The organism is Allobosea sp. P4_H5 (genome assembly GCF_056400825.1).
The window spans coordinates 168173-189032 of the sequence record NZ_JBFUKM010000003.1; the positions used below are offsets into that span (position 1 = coordinate 168173).

Sequence of the window (20860 nt, forward strand, 5' to 3'; positions counted from 1 at the left end):
GCTCTCCTAATCCTGAGCACGAACAGGAGAGAACCATGCTGCACAATGACCCGATCGCCAGGCTGACGCCAGAGGTCGTCGCCTGGCGCCATCACATCCACGCCAATCCCGAGCTCGGCTTCCAGGAAATCGAGACCGCCCGGTTCGTCGCCGACAAGCTGCGCTCCTTCGGCTTGGAGGTGCAGGAAGGCATCGGCGGCACCGGCGTCGTCGGCACGCTGCGTGCGGGCTCCAGCAAGCGCGCCATCGGCCTGCGCGCCGAGCTCGATGCGCTGCCGGTGATCGAGCGCACCGGCCTGCCCTATGCCTCGAAGACCGAGGGCGTGATGCATGCCTGCGGCCATGACGGCCACAGCGCCATGCTGCTCGGGGCGGCCAAGCTGCTCAGCGAGAACCGGGCTTTCGACGGCACCGTCCACTTCATCTTCCAGCCGGCCGAGGAGAACGAGGGCGGCAGCATGAAGATGATCGAGGCCGGGCTGTTCGAGCGCTTCCCGGTCGAGGCTGTCTATGCCGTGCACAACTGGCCTGGCGTGCCCTTCGGTATGATCGCGGCGCGCGCCGGGGCGCAGATGGCCGCGGTGGACAATTTCGAGTTGCGCTTCTCCGGCCTCGGCGCCCATGTCGCCATGCCGCATCTCGGCGACGACCCGATCCTCGCCGCCGGGGCCTTCATCCAGAGCGTGCAGCGCATCGTCTCGCGCGCCGTCGACCCGCAGACGCCGATCGTCGTCAGCCTGACGCAGGTTCATGGCGGCAATGTCGGCAACATCGTGCCGAAAGAGGTCTGGCTGCAGGGCACCTGCCGCTTCTTCGATCCGGCGCTGTCGGATCTGTGCGAGCGGCTGATCGGCGAGATCGCTGCTGGTGTCGCCGCCTCGCATGGCGTCACTGCGGCGCTCGACTACAAACGCGGCTATCCGCCGGTGATCAACACCGCCGAGCCGGCGGCATTGGCGGCGCGGGCGGCGGCTGCGGCGGTCGGGCCGGAGAACGTCATGGCCGAGTTCAAGCCGAGCCTGGGCTGCGAGGATTTCGCCTTCATGATCCGCGCCGCAGGCGGCTGCTATGCCTGGATCGGCGCCGGCGAGGTCGGCCCTGGCGAGGGCCTGCACGGCGACCGCTACGTGTTCAATGATGCGATCGTTCCGCATGTGCTGCGCTACTGGCAGAGCCTCGTCGCCGGCGCGCTACCGAAGGTGGCGCCATGAACGCGCATGTCACCACCCGCAGGGTGATCGAGCGTCGATCTGGCGGGCGCATTCTGCTCGATGGCGTCGATACGATCATGCTCGGTGCCAACGACTATCTCGACCTCTCGACCGATGAGCGCGTGCTGGCGGCGACCAACGAGGCGCTGCGGCTCTATGGCAGCGGCACCGGGATCTACCCGGTCTTCGCGACGACGCCTTTGCACGAGGCGCTGGCGGAGAATCTCGCCTCCTTCCTCGGCGTCGAGGCGGTGGCGCTGTTCTCCTCCGGCGGCAGCGCCAATGGCGGGGTGCTGACGACCCTGGTCGGCGCCGGCGACGTCATCATCTCCGACCGGCTGAACCATGCCAGCATCATCGATGGCTGCCGGCTCAGCCGGGCCGAGGTCGAGACCTATGAGAACCGCAACGTCGCCGGCCTGCGCCGGGCGCTGGAGGGAACGAGACGAGCGAAGCGTCGGCTGATCGTCACCGACGGCATCTTCAGCATGGAGGGCGGCGCGGCGCCATTGCCGGAGATCCAGGCGCTGGCGCGTGAGTTCGACGCGCTGCTGATGATCGACGAGGCGCATGCGACCGGCGTGGTCGGGCCGGGCGGCAGCGGCACCGCGCCACTCTGCGGGCTCGCCAATGGCGCGGCGGATATGCTGCTGACCGGTTCGCTGTCGAAGGCGCTGGGCGGCGCCAGCGGCGGCTTCGTCGCCGGGCCGCGTGTGATGATCGAGACGCTGAAGGGCAAGTCGCGCAGCTGGATCTTCACCATGGGGATGACGACGGCCAATGCGGCGACGGCGCTGACGGCGCTGAAAATCTGCCGCGACGATGCCGGTCCGCGCGAGCGGCTCTGGCGCAATGTCGCGCATTTGCGCGAGGCGCTGCGCTTCTATGCGCTCGCCTGTCACGATAGCGACAGCGCCATCACCGCGGTGAAGGTCGGCGGCGAGGAGCGGGCGCGGGCGATGACCGCGCGCTTGACGCGGGCCGGCGTCTTCGCCCCGGCGGTCGCCTTTCCGATCGTGGCGCAGGGCGAGGCGCGCCTGCGTCTACAGGTCAGCGCCGCGCATCAGACGGCCGAGCTCGACGAGGCGGCGGCGGCGCTGGCGACGGCGTTTGCCGAGACGGGCTAAGGTTACAGAAGGCCGATTCCGACCTTGGTCATCCCGGGCGACCGAAGGGAAGACCCGGGATCCATTCCGGAACGGTTCAGGCATGGATCCCGGATCGGCGCGGCTTCGCCGCTTGTCCGGGATGACTCGCGCAAATCAAAGGCTTCGAAGCGTTCAGCTCGCAGCGAGCCGGTAGAGATGCACCGGCTTGCGTGGGGCGCGCTTGATCACGCCCTTCGCCTCGAGGTCGAGCTGGACGGCTTTCAGCCACCAGCCGGCTGTGGCGCCCTGCGGGAAAAGCTCATCCGGCAGGAGCGGCAGCAGCGCCTCCTTCGCGTCGGGGACAGTCAGCCCCGGCGCCTCGTCCGGCAATGCCGCGAGCAGCGCCTTGCGCATCGCCTGGTACTTGGCGCGGTCGACCCGCTCGGACTTGCCGGGCTTGTTGACGTTCTCGATCTCGATCTTGTCGTCAGGCATCGATCGTTCCCGCTGTCGTGATCGTCGGGTTGCGGAAGCCCATGGCGATCCAGGCGCCGAGCAGCTTCAGGTAGAATGAGACCGTGTGGGTCTTCAGGTTCGGGATGTCGGCGGGCAAAGCGGCGGCGTCGGGCAGGTCGCCGGTCATGGTCCGCAGCTCAGGCTTGGGCCGGGTGCCTTCAGGCCAGAGATGGAGATAGAGGCTGAGCCAGTGCGCGCCCTTCATCTCCAGGAAGACCGGCGTGTTGCAGCAGGTCGCGACGATGCGGCGCGAGCCCGCTTCGGGCTTCAATCGGAACTCGCGCAGGCTCTCCGCACCTGAGACGATCTCGACGCGGTCCTTGCGGTATTCGGCTGACGGCGTCGCGCCATAGGCGGTGAGGATGTCGCTGCCACTGGGCAGCCTGGCGAGCCGCGCCGCGGCGGCTCGGCAGCTGTCGCACAGGCATTCGGAGACAAGGATCGGCGCTCCCTGGACCCGGAGCCGCGTATGGCCGCAGGCGCAGCCGATCGTCATGGTTTGGCTCATGCTGCGCGTTCCTCAGCGATATGGAAGAGATGGCGGATGTAGCGGTCGAGATGGTCGAGGCTTTCGCGCGCCAGATCCGGATCGTTGCCGGCCTTTGCGAGGACGAAGCCGCCCTGCAAGACAGCCTGCGTGTGCCTGGCCAGGCTCTCGGCACTCCAGCCGGCCGTGGTTATGCCGTGGTCGCGGCGGGCCTGTTCGATATCGGCCTCCAGCGTCGCGGCATGGCCGAAGATGCTGCGGCCGCAGGCGTCGCGTATATCGGGCGCGCTGGCATGAACCTCCTGCGCCAGCGTCCCGACCAGGCAGGTGAACTCTGCGAGGTCGCCGGCGATGATCGCCTTGCGGAAGGCGACATAGGCGAGGACGCGGTCGAGGGCGTCGGCCGGCTCGTGATAGGGGGCAGCCGCGAAAAAGGGCGTGACTTCCTGCGTCCAGAACTCGGCCGCTGCGACGCCGAGCGCCTCCTTGCTCTCGAAATGGTGGAAGAAGGCGCCCTTGGTCACATCCGCGGCGCGGCAGAGATCATCGACGCTGGTGCCGGCGAAGCCCTTGGCGCGGATGACGTCTCGCGCCGCTTCGAGCAGGCGGGTGCGGGCATTGCCGCGCTCGGGAGATTGCTTGGTGGGGCGTGCCATGGGAAATACATACCATTCAGTTGGTATGTTGCAAGCATTTCCTTTGATCAGCCGCGCTGGCTCAACAGCCACGCCCTGACCAGTGCGGTCTGCTCGGCATGCCGCGGCTTGCGGGCGCTGACCACGTAGAAGTCGAGGCCGCCGCGCATGCTCGCCGTCGTCGCCAAAGCGAGGCGTCTGGCGGCGAGATCGGGCTCGACCAGGAAGCGGCTGGCAAGTGCGACGCCCTGGCCGGCGATCGCGGCATCGATTGCGAGCGCTGTCTGGTTGAAGCGCGTGCTGCGGATTGTCAGCGGCATGGAACGCCCGAGCGCACGCTCGAAGAATTCCGGCCAGAGATCATGCCCGTCGCGCAGCAGCGGCAGGCGCGCCAACTCCTCCTCGTCAGGGCGCAGGGCCGGCTGGCAGATTGCGACGATGTCGTGCTCGAACAAGAGGTCCGCAGTCAGGCCGGGGCCGAAGGGCGGGCGGCCCTGGCGGATCGCGATGTCGACGCCATCCGACTGGAAGTTCGCCAGCGCGTCGCTGGCGAGGATGCTGAGTTCGAGCTGCGGATGGGCGCCGGTGAACTCGGGCAGGCGCGGCACAAGCCATTTCGCCGCGATACTCGGCGTCGCGCTGATCGTCAGTCGCAGCGGTTGAGGGCGTAGATTATCGGTCGCCTCGGCCAGCAGGGCGAAGGCGCGGGCGACATGGGTCGCATAGCTGCGCCCGGCACTGGTCAGCGCGAGCAGGCGCGGCTGGCGCTCGAACAATTTCAGCCGCAGCTCGCTTTCGAGGCCGCGGACATGCTGGGCGACGGCGCCCTGGGTGACGCCGAGCTCATCGGCGGCAGCGCGGAAATTGAGATGCCGCGCCGCCGCTTCGAAGGCGCGTAGCGCGTTGAGCGACGGCAGGCGCTGCTGCGGTTCAGTCATGCAGTAGTTTTTCTATCGATATGACGCTGGCCAATTCGCTGGAGAGTTTACGCGGCTAATGCGAGAAAGGCGAGAATGAGCGGCGCTGTTGGCGGCGCCACGATACCTTCGGCAGAAAAATGGAGCGTCCCATGGCAGGAGAAAAAGTCGCGATTGTTACCGCTGGCGGCAGCGGCATGGGCGCGGCCGCGGCGAAGCGGCTGGCGCAGGACGGCTGCAAGGTCGCGATCCTGTCCTCCTCGGGCAAGGGTGAAGCCCTGGCCAAGGAGCTCGGCGGCTTCGGCGTCACCGGCTCGAACCAGTCGAACGACGACCTGAAGCGGCTGGTCGACGAGACGATGGCGCGCTTCGGCCGCATCGACGTGCTGGTCAACAGCGCCGGCCATGGCCCGCGCGCGCCGATCACCGAGATCACCGACGAGCAATGGCATACCGGGCTCGACGTCTACCTGATGAACGTGATCCGGCCGACGCGGCTGGTCGCGCCGGTGATGGCGGCGCAGAGGTCGGGCGCGATCATCAACATCTCGACCGCCTGGGCTTTTGAGCCGGCCGCCAATTTCCCGACCTCGGCGGTGTTCCGGGCCGGGCTCGCCGCCTACACCAAGCTCTTCGCCGACCAGTATGCGGCGCAGAACGTGCGCATGAACAATGTCCTGCCCGGCTGGATCGACTCGCTGCCGGCCACCGAGGAGCGCCGCGCCGGGGTGCCGATGCAGCGCTACGGCACCAGCGAGGAGATTGCCGCGACGATCGCCTTCCTCGCCTCGGACGGCGCCGGCTACATCACCGGCCAGAACCTGCGTGTCGATGGCGGCTTGATGCGCTCGTTGTAGAGGCGTAGGCCGTCGCGCCAGATGGACGCGACGGAGCAGGTGCGATGACGGGCAAGGTCGACTGGGACGCGAACCAGTATCTGCGCTTCGAGGACGAGCGGACGCGTCCGCCGCTCGACCTGATCCAGCGCGTTCGCCTCACCGACCCGCAGCGCTGCATCGATCTCGGCTGCGGGCCGGGCAACAGCACCGAGCTGGTCGCCGCCCGCTTTCCGGATGCCAAGGTCGAAGGTCTCGATTCCTCGCCGGACATGCTGGAGAAGGCGTGCAAGCGCCTGCCGCAGCTCTCCTTCACTCTGGCCGATCTGGAGAGCTGGTCGGCGGATGGCCGCTACGACCTGGTCTTCGCCAATGCGGCGCTGCAATGGATTCCCGATCATCCCGCTCTGTTCGCGCGGCTGGCGCGATCGCTGGCGCCGGGCGGGGTGCTCGCTGTGCAGATGCCGAACAATCTCAGCGAACCCTCGCATGTCTCGATGGACGAGGCCGCGGCCGAAGGGCCGTGGGCGGCCCGCCTCGCCAATGCGCGGTCCTCGAAGGCGGTGATCGGCTCGTTCTCGGATTACCGGCGCTGGCTGATGCAGGCCGGCTGCCAGGTCGATATCTGGCAGACGACCTATGTCCACGCGCTCGCCGGGCACGATGCGATCGTCGAATGGTTCAAGAGCACGGGCCTCAAGCCCTATATCGATCCGCTGCCGGCGGGTGAGCGCGAGGCCTTCCTCGCCAGCTATCGTGAGAAGATCGCAGCCGCCTATCCGGTCGAGCCGGACGGCAAGGTGCTGCTGCGCTTCCCGCGCCTGTTCATCCTCGCGACTCAGGCATAGAGCTTGTTTCACGCAATTCCGGACGCAAAACCGCTACGCACTTTTGCTGGAATTGCTTTGGCAGCCGGCGGTCAGTGCGATCCGGCCTTCGACTCGGCGAGCACGTCGTGCAGGACGAGCTCGTGCGCCAGCGCGTTGTAGGTCGTATCGTCGATCTCGCCGCTCCTGAGCAGGCCGCGCAAGGCCTCGCGCTCCGCCGCCAAAGCGGTCTGCCGCAGGGTGCTTTCCGAGCGCTGCAGCGCCACGGCTTCCTCGCGCGGCGTCTGGCCGTCGTCGAGCAGGGCAAGGCGCCGCCGATAGGTCGCGATCAGTCCCTCCGCCACGGCCTGGTCGACGGTCGCGGCGCCATCGGTGCCGCCGCGATGGGCGACGCCCTCCAGTCGCGCGATGGCGGCTTCGGTCGCCGTGATCCGCGCCCGGCGCAATTCGGTGGCCTGCGCGGCGCCATGCCCGACAGCCAGCCCGCGCACGATCGGCGGCAGGCCGAGGCTGGCGATCGCCAGCCAGAGCAGGATCACGCCGGCTGCCAGGAAGATCGCCACGTCACGCCCTGGGAAGGGCGAACCATCGAGCGCCAGCACCGGGAATGACAGCACGCCGGCGAGCGTGACCGCGCCGCGCACGCCGGCGATCGAGCCAGCCAGCCGCGTGCGCAGCGTGGTATGAAACTGCTCCAGGCGAAGGCGCCGGCTGATGACGCGGCTCAGCGCGATGGCGGCGCTGATCCAGACAAAGCGCAGCAGGATCAGGCAGAGCGTCAGCGCGGCGATGATGCCGAGCGGCTGCCAGAGCCAATGCGTGTCGATCAGCGCGGGCGGGACGGTGCGGATGATCGCCGGCAATTGCAGGCCAAGCAGGACGAAGAGCGTGCCGTTGAGGAGGAAGGCGAGCATCGTCCAGAACGAATGGGCGAGCATGTAGGCGGAAACGCTGAGCTGGTTGGCGGTGCGCGTGCGCCCGACGGTCAGACCGGCGACGACGGCAGCGAGCACGCCCGAGGCATGGACGGCCTCCGCCGCCAGGAAGGCGGCGAAGGGCAGGAACATCACGACCAGCACCTGCGTTTCCGGTGCGATCCGGTCGAACTTCGCCAGCAGCTTCAGCGCCCAGGAGACGACCACGACCGCGAGCAGGCCCGCGGCGACGCCGCCTGCGACGGCCAGGAGGAAGGCGAGCGAGGTCTGCCAAAGTGAGAAGCTGCCGGTCAGGGCAGCTGCGGCGGCGAAGCGGAAAATCACCAGGCCTGACGCGTCGTTGAGCAGGGATTCCCCTTCGAGAATGTGCATCAGGTTCTTCGGCACGCTCTCCTTGTCGACGATGGCGGAGACGGCGACCGCATCGGTCGGCGAGAGCACGGCGGCGAGCGCGAAAGCGACCGGCAGCGGCATGGACGGCACCAGCCAATGCAGAGCGAGCCCGCAGAAAAGCGTGGTGAAGAAGACCAGGCCGAAGGCGAGCGACAGGATCGGCCGGAGCAGCTTGCGGTATTCGCGCTTCGGCGCCTCCCAGGCGTCGGCGAAGAGCAACGGGGCGATGAAGAGCAGGAGGAAGAGCTCCGGCTCGATATGAGGATGGAAGCCGGCGGTCGGCCAGGCGAGGGCGGCGCCGAGCGCGATCTGGACGATCGGCAGCGGGATGATCCTGAGCAGCCGGGTCAGCGGCTGCGAGGCCACCACGGCGATGACCAGGATCAGGATGAAGGTGAAAGTCTGCATGGACTGCGCGGCCGGCCCGGTTCGCTCTGGGGTCGGTCGCGAGGTTTATCGTTCGGCCTCCGATGAGCCAAGCTTACCGGAGGCTGGGGGACGTAATTTCAGAACGCGACCTTGTCGGCGCCCTTGAGCTGGAGCTGCTCGCGGGCATCGTCCGGAGTCGCGATTTCCAAGCCGAGGCCCTCGATGATCTTGCGCGCGGCGCGGACCTGGTCGGCATTCGACTTGGCGAGCTGGCCCGGGCCGAGCCAGAGCGAATCCTCGAGGCCGACGCGCAGGTTTCCGCCCATCGCGACCGCCATCGCCGCGATCGGCAATTGGTGGCGGCCAGCGCCGAGTACCGACCAGTGATAGTCGTCGCCGAAGAGCCGGTCGGCCGTGCGCTTCATATGGACGACGTCCTCGGGATGAGGTCCGATGCCGCCGAGCAGGCCGAAAACCGACTGGACGAAGAAGGGCGGCTTCACCAGCCCGCGGTCGACGAAATGGGCGAGCGTATAGAGATGGCCGATGTCGTAGCACTCGATCTCGAAGCGCGTGCCGTTCTCGGCGCAGGTGGTCAGGATGTTCTCGATGTCCTTGAAGGTGTTCTTGAACACACGGTCGTTCGAGCCCTCGAGATACGGGCGTTCCCAGTCGTGCTTGAACTCCTTGAAGCGGTTCAGCATCGGGTAGAGCCCGAAATTCATCGAGCCCATATTGAGCGAGGCGACCTCGGGCTTGAAATGGGCGCAGGGCTGCAGCCGCTCCTCGACCAGCATGGTCGGGGCGCCGCCGGTGGTGATGTTGATGACGCAGTTCGAGCGCTGCTTGATCACCTTGAGAAAGGGCTCGAAGGCCTCCGGCGACTGGTCGGGCTGGCCGGTCTTGGGGTTGCGGGCGTGGACATGGACCAAAGCCGCGCCGGCCTCGGCCGCGCCGACGGCGGCATCGATGATCTCCTCCGGCGTCACCGGCAGATAGGGCGACATCGAGGGGGTATGGATCGCGCCGGTGACGGCGCAGGTGATGATGACTTTGCGGTTCTTGGCCATGCGATCTAAGTCCTTCGCTGATCCCTAATCCTGAAACTCACGCCGGCTTGCGCTTCGCGGCGCGCTTATGCGCCTGCAACGCGGCGAGGCGCGTATCGCGCCAGTCGCTGACGCGTTTGATGCGGGTGGCGTCCTGCGCGCCGCGCCATTCGCGCATGACCTCGGCGACCGTCTCCGGCTTGAACGGGTTACCCAGCCCTTCCGAGGATTTGACCATGCGGTCGAGCGACTCGGAATAGCGTGCGCAGTAGTCCGGGATCCCGCCTGGCGCATTGAGCTCGATCGTCTCGAACGGGCCCATGAACGACCAACGCAGGCCGAGCCCGTCGCGGATGGTCTTGTCGACATCCTCGGCGCTGGCGACGCCTTCGCCGACGAGGCGGAAGGCCTCGGCCAGCAGCACCGCCTGCAGGCGGTTGAGCACGAAGCCGGGCTTTTCCTTGCGCAGCATGATCGCGACCTGCCCGGCCTGCTCGTAGATACGCTTGGCCCTGGCGACGACCTTGGGATCGGTCCAGGGCGCCGGCGCCAGCTCGACGATCGGCACCAGATGCGGCGGGTTGACCGGATGGGCGACGAGGCAACGGGCGCGACCCTTCAGCTCTTCCGAGAAGGTCGAGGCCATGATGAAGGAGGTCGAGGACGCCAGGATCGCCGAGGCCGGTGCGAGCGCATCCATCTGCGCGAACAATTCGCGCTTGGCCTCGACCGTCTCCGGCCCGTTCTCCTGCACCAGCGCGACGCCCTTCAGCGCATCGGCAAGGTCCTTGGCGACGCGGATGCGGGCGAGCGAGCCCTTGGGATCGTCGACAAGGCCGTGCCCGGCGAGTTCCTTGAGGTTCTTGCCGATATGGATGCGCGCGGCCTTGGCGGCTTCCGGCTTCACATCGTGCAGCGCGACCTCGAAGCCGTGGCTGGCGAAGACGGTGGCCCAGGCGCGGCCGATCAGGCCCGAGCCGACGATGGCGATCTTGGTCATGCGGGAGAGTTCCGGTTCAGAGGTGTAGAAACCACGCCGTCATTCCGGGGCACGCCGTAGGCGTGAGCCCGGAACCCATAACCGCAGGTGGTCAAAGATGAGGTGCGGCAAGGGCAACGGTTCTTCCGAAGCCGGCAGCGGTTATGGGTTCCGGGCTCTTCGCTGCGCGAAGCCCCGGAATGACGGCGGAGGAGAACCATCATCACAGCCAGAGCACCTGCCGCCTCAGGGCGAGGTCCTGGCTCAGCGCCCGCGAGGGGCCGATATGGGTGACCTGACCGCGCTCGAGCACGACGGTGCGGTCGGAGAGCGCCAGGGCCAGGTCGAGATGGTGATCGACGATGACGATGGCGATCTCCTTCCTGAGCTTGTCGAAGGCCTCGAACAGTTCCTCGACCACTGCCGGGGCCAGCCCCTCGAACGGCTCGTCGAGCAGCAGCACGCGGGTGTCGCCGGAGAGCGCGCGCGCCACGGCGACCATCTGCTGCTCGCCGCCGGAGAGATAGTCGGCCGGCGACTGCCAGCGCTCCTTAATGCGCGGGAAGAAGGCGAAGATCTTCTCGTCCTCCCAATGGGTGCCGTTGCCGGTGCGGCGACGCAGGCGGCCGAGCTCCATATTGTCCTTGACGCTCATGCCGGCGAAGAGGCCGCGCCCCTGCGGGACATAGGCGATGCCGGCACGAGCGATCTGGGCCGGGGGCAGGCGGGCGATGTCGCTGCCGGCGAGGCTGATCGAACCGGAGGCCGGCGGCGCGATGCCGGTCACGGTCTTGAGCAAGGTCGACTTGCCGGCGCCGTTGCGGCCGAGCAAGGCGACGATCTCGTTCTCGTGCACGTCGAAGGTGACCTGCCGCAGGATGTGGCTCTTGCCGTAGAAGGTGTCGACGTCCGCCAGTCCGAGCAGGACCTTCTCGCCCGCCGCACTCTCGCGCGGCTTCTCGGCCAGTGCATGGGCGCCGGAGCCGATATAGACCTCCTGGACCTTCGGCGAGGAGCGGGCGTCCTCGACCGTGCCGTCGATCAGCACCGAGCCCTCGTTCATCACCGTGACATGGTCGGCGATGGCGAAGACGCGGTCGATGTCGTGCTCGACCAGCAGCACCGGCAGGTCGGTCGAGATCGACTTGATCAGGTTGCCGACGCGCTCGCGCTCGGCCGCGGCGAGGCCGGCGAGCGGCTCGTCGAGCAGCAGCACGCGCGGGCTGGTGGCGAGCGCGAGCGACATGTCGAGCAGGCGCTGGCCGCCATAGCTGAGCGAGCCGGCTTCCGCCTGTTCGATGCCGGAGAGGCCCATGGTCGAGATGACCTGGCGGGTCTCGTCATTGACCTGGTCCAGTCCGCCAGCCGCCTGCCAGAACCCGAAGCGCTCCGGCGCCCTTGCCTGCACGGCGAGGCGGACATTCTCGGCGACCGAGAGGGTCGGAAACAGGTTGGTGATCTGGAAGGCGCGGCCGATGCCGGCCCGCGTGATCGCCTCGGGCGAGAGGCCGGCAATATTTCGCTCGCGCAGGCGGACCTGCCCGCGATCGGGCGCGAACATGCCGGAAATCAGGTTGAAGGCGGTGGTCTTGCCGGCGCCGTTCGGGCCGATCAGCGCATGCAGCTTGCGGTCGCGCATGGCGATATCGACGTTTTCGACCGCCTTGATGCCGCCGAAGCTCTTGGCGAGGCCGGTCGCGGTCAGGATGGCGCCGTCGCCGGCATCCTGCGGCTTCATGAAGGCGGGAAGCTCGACCGCGCCGGCCCTGCGGGCCGACATCGCCGCGTCCTCGGCCGCCTGCTTGCGGAAGGGCTTCAGCAGGCGCTGGCCGACGCCGACGAGGCCGTCCGGCGAGAAGACGATGAAGGCGACGAAAAGCAGGCCGAACCAGAACAGCCAGTTCTCGGTGACGCTGGAGAGCAAGTCGCGGAAGACGACGAAGAAGAGCGCTCCCAGCGCCGGCCCGAGGAAGGAGCGCATGCCGCCGATCACCACCATCGCCAGCAATTCGCCGGAGAACGCGACCGAGATCGGCTCGGCCGAGGTCATGCGGTTGTTGAAGAGGAGGAGCGTGCCGGCCAAGCCCGTCAGCGCCGCCGAAACGGTGAAGGCGACGAGCTTGTAGCGGGTGGTGGCATAGCCGAGAAAACGCGCGCGCTGCTCGTTCTCGCGAATCGCGACGAGGACGGTGCCGACCGGTGAGCGGTGGAAGCGCCAGAGGCCGTAGACCACGGCGAAGCCGATCGTCGCCACCAGCATGTAGAAGGGCAGGGCGGTCTCGAAATCGATGCCGGCGAAGAGCGGGCGCTTGATACCGCCCAGGCCATCCTCGCCGCCGGTGACCGAGGTCCAGCGGAAGGCGACCGAATAGATCATGGCGGCGAGCGCCAGCGTCAGCAGCGAGAAATAGACGCCGCGGCGGCGCAGGATCAGCGCGCCGAAGGCGAAGGCGATGACGGCGACGAGCGCGACCGCGAGCAGGATCGGCAAGGCGAACTGTCCGGGCAGCCAGTTGCGCTGGATCAGGCCGGCCGCATAGGCGGCGATGCCGAACCAGGCGCCATGGCCGAAGGAGACGAGGCCCGTCGTGCCGACCAGTACGTTGAGCGCCATGCAGGCGATGGCGAAGACCACGACCTCGGTGGCCGAGGTGGTGCCGAGCCCGACCGCATGCATCAGCGAGGGCAGCAGGCTGAGGCCGAGGGCGGCGAGGGCGAGCGGGAGATAGTCGCGCTGGGAGTTGGTCATGTCGGCCTCACTCGAAGCGCTGGATGCGCTCGCCGAACAGGCCGCGCGGACGGAAGAGCAGAACGAGCAGCATCATCAGGTAGATCACCGCGGTCGACCATTGCGTCAGGCCAAGGCCGATGGTGATGCCCTTGACCAGGCCGACCATCAGCGCGGCGACGACGACGCCCCAGAACGAGCCGAGGCCACCGATGACGACGACGACGAAGGCCGGGGTGATGATCTCCTGGCCCATGGCCGGATGGATCGAGTAGATCGGCGCGAGCAGCACGCCGGCGAGGCCAGCAAGGCCGATGCCGATGCCGGCGACCGTCATCATGTAAGGCTGCAGGGAGATGCCGAGCGCGCCGACCATGTCGGGGTTCTGCACGCCGGCGCGCACGACGCGGCCGAACGCGGTGCGCTGCAGCAGGAACCAGAGACCGAGGACGCAGGCCGCCGCGATCAGGATCAGCAGGGCCCGATAGCGCGAATAGATGAAGTCGCCGATGAAGAGCTGGCCGCGCAGCGCCGGCGGGATCGAGAAAGAGAGCGGCGGCGCGCCGAAGATCATGCGCAGCGACTGCTCGGCGACCATGGCGAGGCCGAAGGTCAGCAGCAGCGAGAGGATCGGGTCGGAGCGATAGAAGCGCTGGAACAGCCCGCGCTCGATGACGATGCCGATCAGGGCGACCAGCACCGGCGAAGCGATGATGGCGCCGCCGAAGCCGATATGCGGGGCGAGCACGATCGTGAGATAGGCGCCGATCGCATAGAAGGCGCCATGCGCCAGATTGACGATGCCGCCGAGCGAGAAGATCAGCGACAGGCCGAGCGCGATCAGGAGGTAATAGACCCCGTCGAGCAGCCCGTTCAGCACCTGCTGGATGAAAAGGGTGAGCAAGGGATGGCCTTTGTCAGGAGTGCTATTGGCCGGGGCGAAGGGCGCGGGAGCCCTCCCCCCCTTTGTGGGGGAGGGTTGGGAGAGGGGTGACTGGGTGAGCGGCGCCGAGGCTTCGCTCATGATCAGCCTCACGGCTGACTACCCCCCTCTCTAGCTCTCCCCCACAGGGGGGGAGAGGACAGGTCGCGGCTCTGGCGCCTCAGCTCATCTTGCAGACGGCTTCGTCGCCCTGGGTGGCGATGACCTCCATGTCCTCGTTCGGGCCGGGCACCGGAGCCGAGGAGGTGAAGAGGTCCCACTGGTTCTTGACCTGCGCCGCCGGCAAGGCGGTGATCGTGTACATCTCGCTGATCAGCTGATGATCGGAGGCGCGGAAATAGCCCTGGCGCGGCTTCATCACGTCGAACTTCGCGCCCTTCTCGAGATGCTCGAGGATCTTGGCGGTATCGGTCGACTTCAGCTCGTTCATCGATTGGGCCATGACCTTGACGCCGACATAGTCGCCCCAGGCCTGGTTCTCCGGCGGCTTGCCGTATTTCTTGGTGAAGGCGGCGACGAAGGCCTTGCTCGCGGGCGTGTCGATCAGATGATGCCAGACGCAGGGCCAAATGCCGCCGAAATTATCCTTGCCGGCGGCCCAGGCGAGAGCGGTGTCGAAGCCGAAGCCGGCGACCGGGAAGGTCAGGCCGAACTCGGAATACTGCTTGAGGAAATTGGTGATCTGGTTGCCGGCGAGATTGGAGATGACGAGATCGGGCTTCGCCGCCCGGATCTCCAGCAGCAGCGCCGAGAAGTCGGTCGCGTCGGTCGGCACCAGCTTGTCGGCGGCGAACTGGCCGCCATTGGCCTCCATGAAGCGCTTGGCGACCTTGCTGAGGTCATGGCCGAAGGCGTAGTCGGCGGTGAGCGAGAACCACTTCTTGCCCTTGACCAGACCCTGCGCCAGCAGCGAGCGGCCGGCGCTCTTCACATACATCGAGTTCTGGTGCTCGACATGGAACATGTAGCGGTTGCAGCTCTCGCCGCGCAGCGCGTCGGAATTGCCGCCGGTGTTGAAGAATAGCGTCTTGTTGCGGGCCGCGACCTGCGAAATCGTCAGACAGGAGGCCGAGGAGATCTCGCCGATGATACAGGCGACCTTGTCGCGCTCGATCATGCGCTCGGCCTTGGTCGAGGCCGTCTGCGGATTGACCGAATCCTCCTTGAGCAGTTCGAGCTTGCGGCCGTTGATGCCGCCGGCCGCGTTGATCTCCTCGGCGGCGAGATCGGCGGCCATGACGCCGTATTCGCCGAGCGGGCCGAGGAAGCCGGTGCGCGGCGTCAGGTGCCCGAAGCGGATCGCTTCCGACGTCTGGGCGAGAATGACCGCCGGGCTGGCGATGAGGCCGGTGGCCACCCCGCCGAGTCCGACCAGCGTCTGACGACGTGAGAGGCCCTTGATCCTTGACTGCTCTGACATTCCGTTCCTCCCAGAACTCTCCCGCGCTCTTCGGCGTCGGATTGCATGGATCGTCTTCTTCACTCTGCGGTCTCGGACCGCTTGTCGTGATCTGTGATCACAGTTAGGTTGGCAGACATGGTTGCCCGAGTCCAGCCCTCTGACGCGCTGCAAGCGCGGCTCGCTTCCTCCGCCCCCAGCAAGGCGGGTGAAGCGTCGGCGCTCGACGAGGTCGGCTCGCTCCTGCACGAGACGCTGGGCGAACGGGTCACCGGCGAGCTTCGGGCGCTGCTCATCGCCGGGCGGCTGGCGCCGGGCGAGAAGCTGTCGCTGCGCCGTGTCGCCGAGGCGCTCGGCGTCTCGATGATGCCGGTGCGCGAGGCGGTCAGCCGGCTCGCCGCCGACAAGGCGCTGGAGGTCCTGCCGGGGCGGGCGGTGCGCGTGCCGGTGCTGACGCTGGTGCAGTTCCGCGAACTCACCCGGATCAGGCTGGTGGTCGAGGGCTTTGCGGCCGAGGAAGCGACGAAGGTGATCACCGACGCGCAGATCGCCGTGGTCGCCCGGCACGAGGCGGCGTTCCTGGCCGCGGCAAAGGACCCGCCGGACCCTGCCGCCGCGGTCGGCGCCAATCGCGACCTGCATTTTGCGCTCTACGAAGCCGCGGGCATGCCCTCGCTGGTCGAGATGATCGGGCGGCTCTGGCTCAAGGCCGGGCCGGTCCTCAATCTCGACATGCGGCACGAGCCGAAGCGGCTCGACGGCGGCAGTGCCGTCGTCGCGCATGCCCAGTTGCTGGCGGCCCTGCGGCGGCGCGATCCGGCAGCGGCGCGGCAGGCGCTGGTCGAGGACATCAGCGCCGCGGCCGAGCATATCGAACGGACGGCGCGGCTGGCGGAATAGCCGGCTTGCTTGAGAACGAAGGAAAAGGGACGGAAACGATGGATCTGACGATCAAGGGATTGCGCGTGCTGGTGACGGCGGGCGCCAATGGCATCGGACGGGCGACGGCGCGTGCCTTCGCGGCGGAGGGCGCCAGGGTCCATATCTGCGACGTCGACGAGAAGGCGCTCGCCGAGATGGCTGAGAGCGATCCTGCGATCACGCGCTCTATCTGCGACGTCTCTGACCGCAAGGCGGTGGCGCGCCTGTTCAAGGAGACGCTGGCGGCGCTCGGCGGGCTCGATTGCCTGGTCAACAATGCCGGCGTCGCCGGACCGACCGGCCGCGTCGATGAGATCGCGCCGGAGGACTGGGATTCCTGCGTCGCCATCGACCTCACCGGCCAGTTCAACTGCACGCGGCTCGCGGTCGAGCACCTGAAGCAGTCGAAGAACGCCTCGATCGTCAATCTCTCGAGCCAGGCCGGCAAGCACGGCTTCCCGCTGCGCTCGCCCTATGCCGCGGCGAAATGGGGCGTGATCGGCTTCACCAAGGCGCTCTCGGCCGAGCTCGGCGAGTTCGGCATCCGGGCGAACGCGATCTGCCCGGGCCTGGTCGACGGGCCGCGCATCCAGAGCGTGATCGCCAACAAGGCGCGCTCGCTTAATGTCTCGCATGACGAGATGACGGACCGGCTCTTCGCCGGCGTCTCGATCAAGCAGTTCGTCGATCCCAGCGACATTGCCAAGCAGATCGTCTTCCTGGCTTCGCCCTTTGCCAAGACGATCTCCGGGCAGGAGATCTCGGTCTGCGGCGATACGCGGATGCTGAGCTGACGCGCCGCGGACGCGTTTTTCCGGCTCGATCGACCCGGAGCGGGGATAGATTCGCAATCGATCCCCGCTGCTTGCGGAGCCCGCATAATCGGCCGGCATGGCGCGCCTTCCGCGCGCTGCTCCGATCCAGCGAGGTTCCATGAGCGATACGCCGCGTCTTGGCCTGCCCCTGCTCGCCGCCGGGCAGGCGCAGAAACATGTGACACACAATGATGCGCTGATGCGGCTCGATGCGCTCGTGCACCTCGTCGTCGCCAGCCGCACGCAGACCGTCCCGCCGGCTTCGCCTGGCGAGACCGCCGCCTATATCGTGCCGGCTGCCGGCACCGGTGTCTTCGTCGGTCACCAGGACGATCTTGCGATCTTCGAGGACGGTGCCTGGAGCTTCCTCGACCCGCGCTCCGGCTGGCAGGCCTGGGTGAGCGACGAGGCCGAGCATCATGTCTGGACCGGCACGCAATGGCGCCGCTCGCAGCCGGCGAGCAGTCTCGGTGCCGCGCTCTGGGGCGTGAATGCAGCCGCCGATACGACGAACCGGCTCTCGGTCTCCGCCGATGCGACCCTGTTCAATCACGCGGGCACCGACCATCGCCTCAAGCTCAACAAGGCGAGCGCCGCGCGCACGGCGAGCCTGCTCTTCCAGGACAACTGGTCCGGCCGGGCCGAGATCGGCCTCGCCGGTGACGACCAGCTCCGGATCAAGGTCAGCCCGGACGGGAGCAGCTGGACCGAGGCGCTGGTCGTCGACCGGACGAGCGGGCTGGTCGCGCTCCCAGCCAGCAACTGGGCGCGCGAGACGCCGCGGCCGAACCTGCTCGTCAATGGCGACTGGCAGATCAACCAGCGCGGCTTTGCCGGCGGCTCATTGGCGGCCGGAGCGTTCGGCTATGACCGCTGGAAGGCACATACCGGCGGCGCCAGCCTCAGCTGCAGCGGCTTCGACCTGACGCTGACCTCCGGCGCAATCCGCCAGATCGTCGAGCCGGCGCTCTGGGGAGTGACGTCCTTCGCATCGACGCCGCTATGCCTGTCGGTCGAGGATCTCAGTGGCGGCAGCCTCGATGTGACGGTCGGCAGCGTCTCCGGAACGATCACCGCGGGAGGCGGCCGCCGCTTCGTCGCATTGACGCCGGCTGCCGGCGACACCGGAAACCTGACGGTCCAGCTCGCGCCGGCGGCGGGGGCGGTAACCTTCCGCGCGATCAAGCTTGAAACCGGCGCGGCGCCCAGCTCCTGGCTAGCGCGCAGCCAGACGCAGGAACGGCAGCTCTGCGAGCGCTACTATTGGCGGCCCGGTCTTCAGTGGTTTATCGACTGCTATCAGGTGGCCGGTGCATACTCGCAGCAAATCCTCGCTTTCCCGACCGCGATGCGGGCCGTGCCGACGGCAAGCTATTCCGTCACGACAGAAGCCAACATACTCGGCGGCGAGCGCTCGATCTCGTCGAGCTCCAATGTCGCTGCCTTGGCGATGATCCGTATTTCGACGCTCGGCCGCGCCTATGCCATTTTCAACGACATCGCCTTCAGCGCCGAGCTTTGAGCCGCCGCCGGCCGCGTTCCGTCAAGCTTTGAAGACGTTGTCCGCCTTGATGCCGGCCCGCGTGCAGACATTGCGCGTGTCGACCACCAGCTTCGAGCCGGCAACGATCGCCGCATAGTCGACGTCGTCGTGGTCGGTGGCGATGAGCACGGCGTCGAAAGCGGCGAGCGAGGCGGCATCGACCGGCACGCTCCTGCGGCCTGCGAGCGTCGGATGCTCGCGGGTCGGCGGAAGCACCGGGACATGGGGGTCGTGGAAGGCGGTGCGGGCGCCGCGCTTCTCGATCAGTTCGATCAGCTTGAGCGAGGGGCTCTCGCGGGTATCCTCGACATTCTTCTTGTAGGCCAGGCCGAGGATCAGGATCGAGGCGTCGCTCAGATTCTTGCGGCCGTGGACGTCGAGCAGGGTCGCGAGGCGATCGACGACCAGATAGGGCATGCGGGTGTTGATCTCGCCGGCGAGCTCGATGAAGCGGGTGGCGACATCGTATTCGCGCGCCTTCCATGTCAGGTAGAACGGGTCGATCGGGACGCAGTGGCCGCCGAGCCCGGGGCCGGGATAGAACGGCATGAAGCCGAAGGGCTTGGTCTTGGCCGCCTCGATCACCTCCCAGATGTCGATGCCCATGGCCGAGTAGACCGTCTTGAGCTCGTTGACGAGGGCGATGTTGACGGCGCGGAAGATGTTCTCGGTCAGCTTGACCGCCTCCGCGGTGGCAGTCGAGGAGACCGGCACGGTCTTGACGACGAGCGCTCCGTAGAGCGCCAGCGCCATCGCCTGTGCGTCGGCGCCGTCGCCGCCGACGACCTTCGGGATGCTGGAGGTGCCGAAATCCGGGTTGCCGGGGTCCTCGCGCTCGGGCGAAAAGGCGAGGAAGAAGTCCTCGCCGCTCTTCAGCCCGCTCGCCTTCTCCAGGAGCGGGCGCATGATCTCGTCGGTCGTGCCGGGATAGGTGGTCGATTCCAGCACGACGAGCTGGCCGCGGCGCAGGCGCCGGCCGATCGCCTCCGTCGTCCTGACGACATAGGACAGATCCGGCTCGCGATGCCTGGTCAGCGGCGTCGGCACGGCGATCAGCAGCGCATCCGGCTCGCCCAGACGGTCGAAATCCGCGGTCGCAACGAAGCGGTCGGCGGCTACGGCCTGCGCGATCGACTCCATCGGGATGTGCTTGATCGCACTGCGACCGGCATTGATGTCGTCGACGCGCCTGGCGTCGATGTCGAAGCCGATGACGCGAAAACCCTGCCGCAGGGTCGCGAGCGCGAGCGGAATGCCGACATAGCCGAGGCCGATGATTCCAACGACGAGCGAGCGGTCATTGACGCGTTCAATGAATTGCTGGGCTGCTGGCGACGTCACGGTGCATCCTGAAATTGCGGCAGCATCGGCCAGCGGCCCAATCCTCGCCCGAGCTTTTTCCAGAGTTGCCAAACTGCGTCAACATCCGCTGAGGCCTTCGTGATGCGGTCTGGCCCCATGTGCATCTGTTGTGACAGGCGTTTACCTGCGCTTGGCTTTAGTCTTTGAAAATGCTTTTGAAATGCCGGTTGATCGCGCCATCGTCGACGACGACACCGCGGTTCCGCTCGATCAGGAAGGCGGGGTGCCAGTACCAGTCGTCAAAGCCGACATTGAGTCGCTCATAGCCGGCCTCGGCCAGCAGAATTCGCATCTCGTCGCGCCGAGGCTCGACGAAATTGTGCTCGATCGTGAAGAGCGCGATACGGTGGCGAGCGAGGTCGATCGTGCGCAGAATCTCCAGTTCCGATCCTTCAGTGTCGAGCGAGACATAGTCGAAGCCGGTTTCGGCGAAGTCTGCCATCTCGGCGATCGCGGCGAAGCTGATCGTTTCGACCTGGATGAGTCCATGCGTCGCGGCGGCGCGAGCACGGTCGTCGGCATAGCGGTCATGGTCCGCGAATTCAGCCAGTGTCCCGATTTCCTGGGAGGGTATGAAGGACAGGATTTGGCCGGTCTCGCGATAGACCGCCCGTTCCAGGCAGATCGCGCTGCGGCTTTCGCGCAAGCGAGCGAAGAGGGCGGGGTTCGGCTCGACGCAGACACCCTTCCAGTCATGCTCGCTTTCGAGGAAGTAGCTGTTGCTGTGCAGGACGCCGTCGAAGGCGCCGATCTCGGCGAAACGGCCGTCGCGGCGGCCATTGCACATGGCGAAGACCCAGCGCTCCTGCTCGATCTGCGAATTGGTCGGCATCTCATAGGCGATCGCTGGATCGAAGCGCACCTGCTCGTTCAGTTCGGTCGTCGCCATTGTTTCCAGCTGCCAGAT

At 67.2% G+C, this 20860-nt stretch carries 19 protein-coding genes; 7 read left to right on the top strand and 12 right to left on the bottom strand.

Annotated elements, in window-relative coordinates; all coding sequences use genetic code 11:
• Positions 1–35: 35 nt before the first annotated feature.
• Positions 36–1211, top strand: coding sequence for an amidohydrolase (locus tag AC1DS0_RS07320; RefSeq protein ID WP_476813715.1), 1176 nt, complete (start codon positions 36–38; stop codon positions 1209–1211).
• Entirely contained in the window at positions 1208–2338 is a 1131-nt protein-coding gene (locus AC1DS0_RS07325) for an aminotransferase class I/II-fold pyridoxal phosphate-dependent enzyme (protein WP_476813716.1), read from the top strand. Before AC1DS0_RS07320 ends, AC1DS0_RS07325 begins: the two co-directional genes overlap by 4 nt.
• A gap of 153 nt (positions 2339–2491) precedes the next feature.
• On the opposite strand, the gene AC1DS0_RS07330 is transcribed toward AC1DS0_RS07325, so the two are convergent.
• From AC1DS0_RS07330 to AC1DS0_RS07345, 4 genes are read right to left on the bottom strand one after another with little or no spacing between them, the layout of a single operon-like run.
• Positions 2492–2794 (bottom strand): DUF6958 family protein, encoded by a 303-nt coding sequence (locus AC1DS0_RS07330; protein ID WP_476813717.1) that lies wholly within the window; start codon positions 2792–2794, stop codon positions 2492–2494.
• Entirely contained in the window at positions 2787–3323 is a 537-nt protein-coding gene (locus AC1DS0_RS07335) for a GFA family protein (protein WP_476813718.1), read from the bottom strand. The genes AC1DS0_RS07330 and AC1DS0_RS07335 overlap by 8 nt, the downstream gene beginning before the upstream one ends.
• Positions 3320–3958, bottom strand: a complete 639-nt coding sequence (locus AC1DS0_RS07340; protein ID WP_476813719.1) for a TetR/AcrR family transcriptional regulator — start codon at positions 3956–3958, stop codon at positions 3320–3322. The genes AC1DS0_RS07335 and AC1DS0_RS07340 overlap by 4 nt, the downstream gene beginning before the upstream one ends.
• Before the next feature lie 47 nt (positions 3959–4005).
• Positions 4006–4875: a LysR substrate-binding domain-containing protein gene (locus AC1DS0_RS07345; RefSeq protein WP_476813720.1), complete on the bottom strand. Its 870-nt coding sequence runs from the start codon at positions 4873–4875 to the stop codon at positions 4006–4008.
• A gap of 131 nt (positions 4876–5006) precedes the next feature.
• Between AC1DS0_RS07345 and AC1DS0_RS07350 the strand changes: the two genes are divergently transcribed.
• Positions 5007–5711 carry an SDR family oxidoreductase gene (locus AC1DS0_RS07350; RefSeq protein WP_476813721.1) on the top strand — a complete coding sequence of 235 codons (705 nt, stop codon included), beginning with the start codon at positions 5007–5009 and terminating at the stop codon, positions 5709–5711.
• 44 nt (positions 5712–5755) lie between these two features.
• Entirely contained in the window at positions 5756–6538 is a 783-nt protein-coding gene (gene tam / locus AC1DS0_RS07355) for a trans-aconitate 2-methyltransferase (protein WP_476813722.1), read from the top strand.
• Between the two features lie 71 nt (positions 6539–6609).
• Here tam and AC1DS0_RS07360 read toward each other — a convergent pair whose 3' ends face one another.
• The 6 genes from AC1DS0_RS07360 to AC1DS0_RS07385 all read right to left on the bottom strand — a co-directional run bounded on the left by AC1DS0_RS07360 (position 6610) and on the right by AC1DS0_RS07385 (position 15333).
• Positions 6610–8253 (bottom strand): Na+/H+ antiporter, encoded by a 1644-nt coding sequence (locus AC1DS0_RS07360; RefSeq protein ID WP_476813723.1) that lies wholly within the window; start codon positions 8251–8253, stop codon positions 6610–6612.
• A gap of 98 nt (positions 8254–8351) precedes the next feature.
• A complete protein-coding gene (kce, locus tag AC1DS0_RS07365) occupies positions 8352–9284 on the bottom strand; it encodes a 3,5-dioxohexanoate:acetyl-CoA acetone transferase (protein ID WP_476813724.1) in 933 nt (310 codons plus the stop codon).
• 37 nt (positions 9285–9321) lie between these two features.
• The gene (locus tag AC1DS0_RS07370; protein WP_476813725.1) at positions 9322–10263 is read right to left on the bottom strand and encodes a 3-hydroxyacyl-CoA dehydrogenase; all 942 of its coding nucleotides are present in this window, start codon (positions 10261–10263) and stop codon (positions 9322–9324) included.
• Positions 10264–10465: 202 nt separating this feature from the next.
• Positions 10466–12991 carry a branched-chain amino acid ABC transporter ATP-binding protein/permease gene (locus AC1DS0_RS07375; protein WP_476813726.1) on the bottom strand — a complete coding sequence of 842 codons (2526 nt, stop codon included), beginning with the start codon at positions 12989–12991 and terminating at the stop codon, positions 10466–10468.
• Between the two features lie 7 nt (positions 12992–12998).
• A complete protein-coding gene (locus tag AC1DS0_RS07380) occupies positions 12999–13874 on the bottom strand; it encodes a branched-chain amino acid ABC transporter permease (RefSeq protein WP_092156502.1) in 876 nt (291 codons plus the stop codon).
• Between the two features lie 199 nt (positions 13875–14073).
• Entirely contained in the window at positions 14074–15333 is a 1260-nt protein-coding gene (locus AC1DS0_RS07385) for an ABC transporter substrate-binding protein (RefSeq protein ID WP_476813727.1), read from the bottom strand.
• A gap of 117 nt (positions 15334–15450) precedes the next feature.
• Between AC1DS0_RS07385 and AC1DS0_RS07390 the strand changes: the two genes are divergently transcribed.
• The 3 genes from AC1DS0_RS07390 to AC1DS0_RS07400 all read left to right on the top strand — a co-directional run bounded on the left by AC1DS0_RS07390 (position 15451) and on the right by AC1DS0_RS07400 (position 18570).
• Positions 15451–16212: a GntR family transcriptional regulator gene (locus AC1DS0_RS07390; RefSeq protein WP_476813728.1), complete on the top strand. Its 762-nt coding sequence runs from the start codon at positions 15451–15453 to the stop codon at positions 16210–16212.
• 38 nt (positions 16213–16250) lie between these two features.
• Positions 16251–17027, top strand: coding sequence for an SDR family oxidoreductase (locus tag AC1DS0_RS07395; RefSeq protein ID WP_476813729.1), 777 nt, complete (start codon positions 16251–16253; stop codon positions 17025–17027).
• Positions 17028–17166: 139 nt separating this feature from the next.
• A complete protein-coding gene (locus AC1DS0_RS07400; RefSeq protein WP_476813730.1) occupies positions 17167–18570 on the top strand; it encodes a DUF2793 domain-containing protein in 1404 nt (467 codons plus the stop codon).
• 21 nt (positions 18571–18591) lie between these two features.
• Here AC1DS0_RS07400 and AC1DS0_RS07405 read toward each other — a convergent pair whose 3' ends face one another.
• Both AC1DS0_RS07405 and AC1DS0_RS07410 read right to left on the bottom strand, forming a co-directional pair.
• Entirely contained in the window at positions 18592–19932 is a 1341-nt protein-coding gene (locus AC1DS0_RS07405) for a nucleotide sugar dehydrogenase (RefSeq protein WP_476813731.1), read from the bottom strand.
• A 157-nt stretch (positions 19933–20089) separates the two neighbouring features.
• The gene (locus AC1DS0_RS07410) at positions 20090–20842 is read right to left on the bottom strand and encodes an FkbM family methyltransferase (protein ID WP_476813732.1); all 753 of its coding nucleotides are present in this window, start codon (positions 20840–20842) and stop codon (positions 20090–20092) included.
• Positions 20843–20860: the final 18 nt, after the last annotated feature.

Coding starts and splice junctions, on each gene's coding strand:
- AC1DS0_RS07320 (WP_476813715.1), top strand. CDS start 36: ATGCTGCACAATGACCCGATCGCCAGGCTGACGCCAGAGGTCGTCGCC.
- AC1DS0_RS07325 (WP_476813716.1), top strand. CDS start 1,208: ATGAACGCGCATGTCACCACCCGCAGGGTGATCGAGCGTCGATCTGGC.
- AC1DS0_RS07330 (WP_476813717.1), bottom strand. CDS start 2,794: ATGCCTGACGACAAGATCGAGATCGAGAACGTCAACAAGCCCGGCAAG.
- AC1DS0_RS07335 (WP_476813718.1), bottom strand. CDS start 3,323: ATGAGCCAAACCATGACGATCGGCTGCGCCTGCGGCCATACGCGGCTC.
- AC1DS0_RS07340 (WP_476813719.1), bottom strand. CDS start 3,958: ATGGCACGCCCCACCAAGCAATCTCCCGAGCGCGGCAATGCCCGCACC.
- AC1DS0_RS07345 (WP_476813720.1), bottom strand. CDS start 4,875: ATGACTGAACCGCAGCAGCGCCTGCCGTCGCTCAACGCGCTACGCGCC.
- AC1DS0_RS07350 (WP_476813721.1), top strand. CDS start 5,007: ATGGCAGGAGAAAAAGTCGCGATTGTTACCGCTGGCGGCAGCGGCATG.
- tam (WP_476813722.1), top strand. CDS start 5,756: ATGACGGGCAAGGTCGACTGGGACGCGAACCAGTATCTGCGCTTCGAG.
- AC1DS0_RS07360 (WP_476813723.1), bottom strand. CDS start 8,253: ATGCAGACTTTCACCTTCATCCTGATCCTGGTCATCGCCGTGGTGGCC.
- kce (WP_476813724.1), bottom strand. CDS start 9,284: ATGGCCAAGAACCGCAAAGTCATCATCACCTGCGCCGTCACCGGCGCG.
- AC1DS0_RS07370 (WP_476813725.1), bottom strand. CDS start 10,263: ATGACCAAGATCGCCATCGTCGGCTCGGGCCTGATCGGCCGCGCCTGG.
- AC1DS0_RS07375 (WP_476813726.1), bottom strand. CDS start 12,991: ATGACCAACTCCCAGCGCGACTATCTCCCGCTCGCCCTCGCCGCCCTC.
- AC1DS0_RS07385 (WP_476813727.1), bottom strand. CDS start 15,333: ATGTCAGAGCAGTCAAGGATCAAGGGCCTCTCACGTCGTCAGACGCTG.
- AC1DS0_RS07390 (WP_476813728.1), top strand. CDS start 15,451: ATGGTTGCCCGAGTCCAGCCCTCTGACGCGCTGCAAGCGCGGCTCGCT.
- AC1DS0_RS07395 (WP_476813729.1), top strand. CDS start 16,251: ATGGATCTGACGATCAAGGGATTGCGCGTGCTGGTGACGGCGGGCGCC.
- AC1DS0_RS07400 (WP_476813730.1), top strand. CDS start 17,167: ATGAGCGATACGCCGCGTCTTGGCCTGCCCCTGCTCGCCGCCGGGCAG.
- AC1DS0_RS07410 (WP_476813732.1), bottom strand. CDS start 20,842: ATGGCGACGACCGAACTGAACGAGCAGGTGCGCTTCGATCCAGCGATC.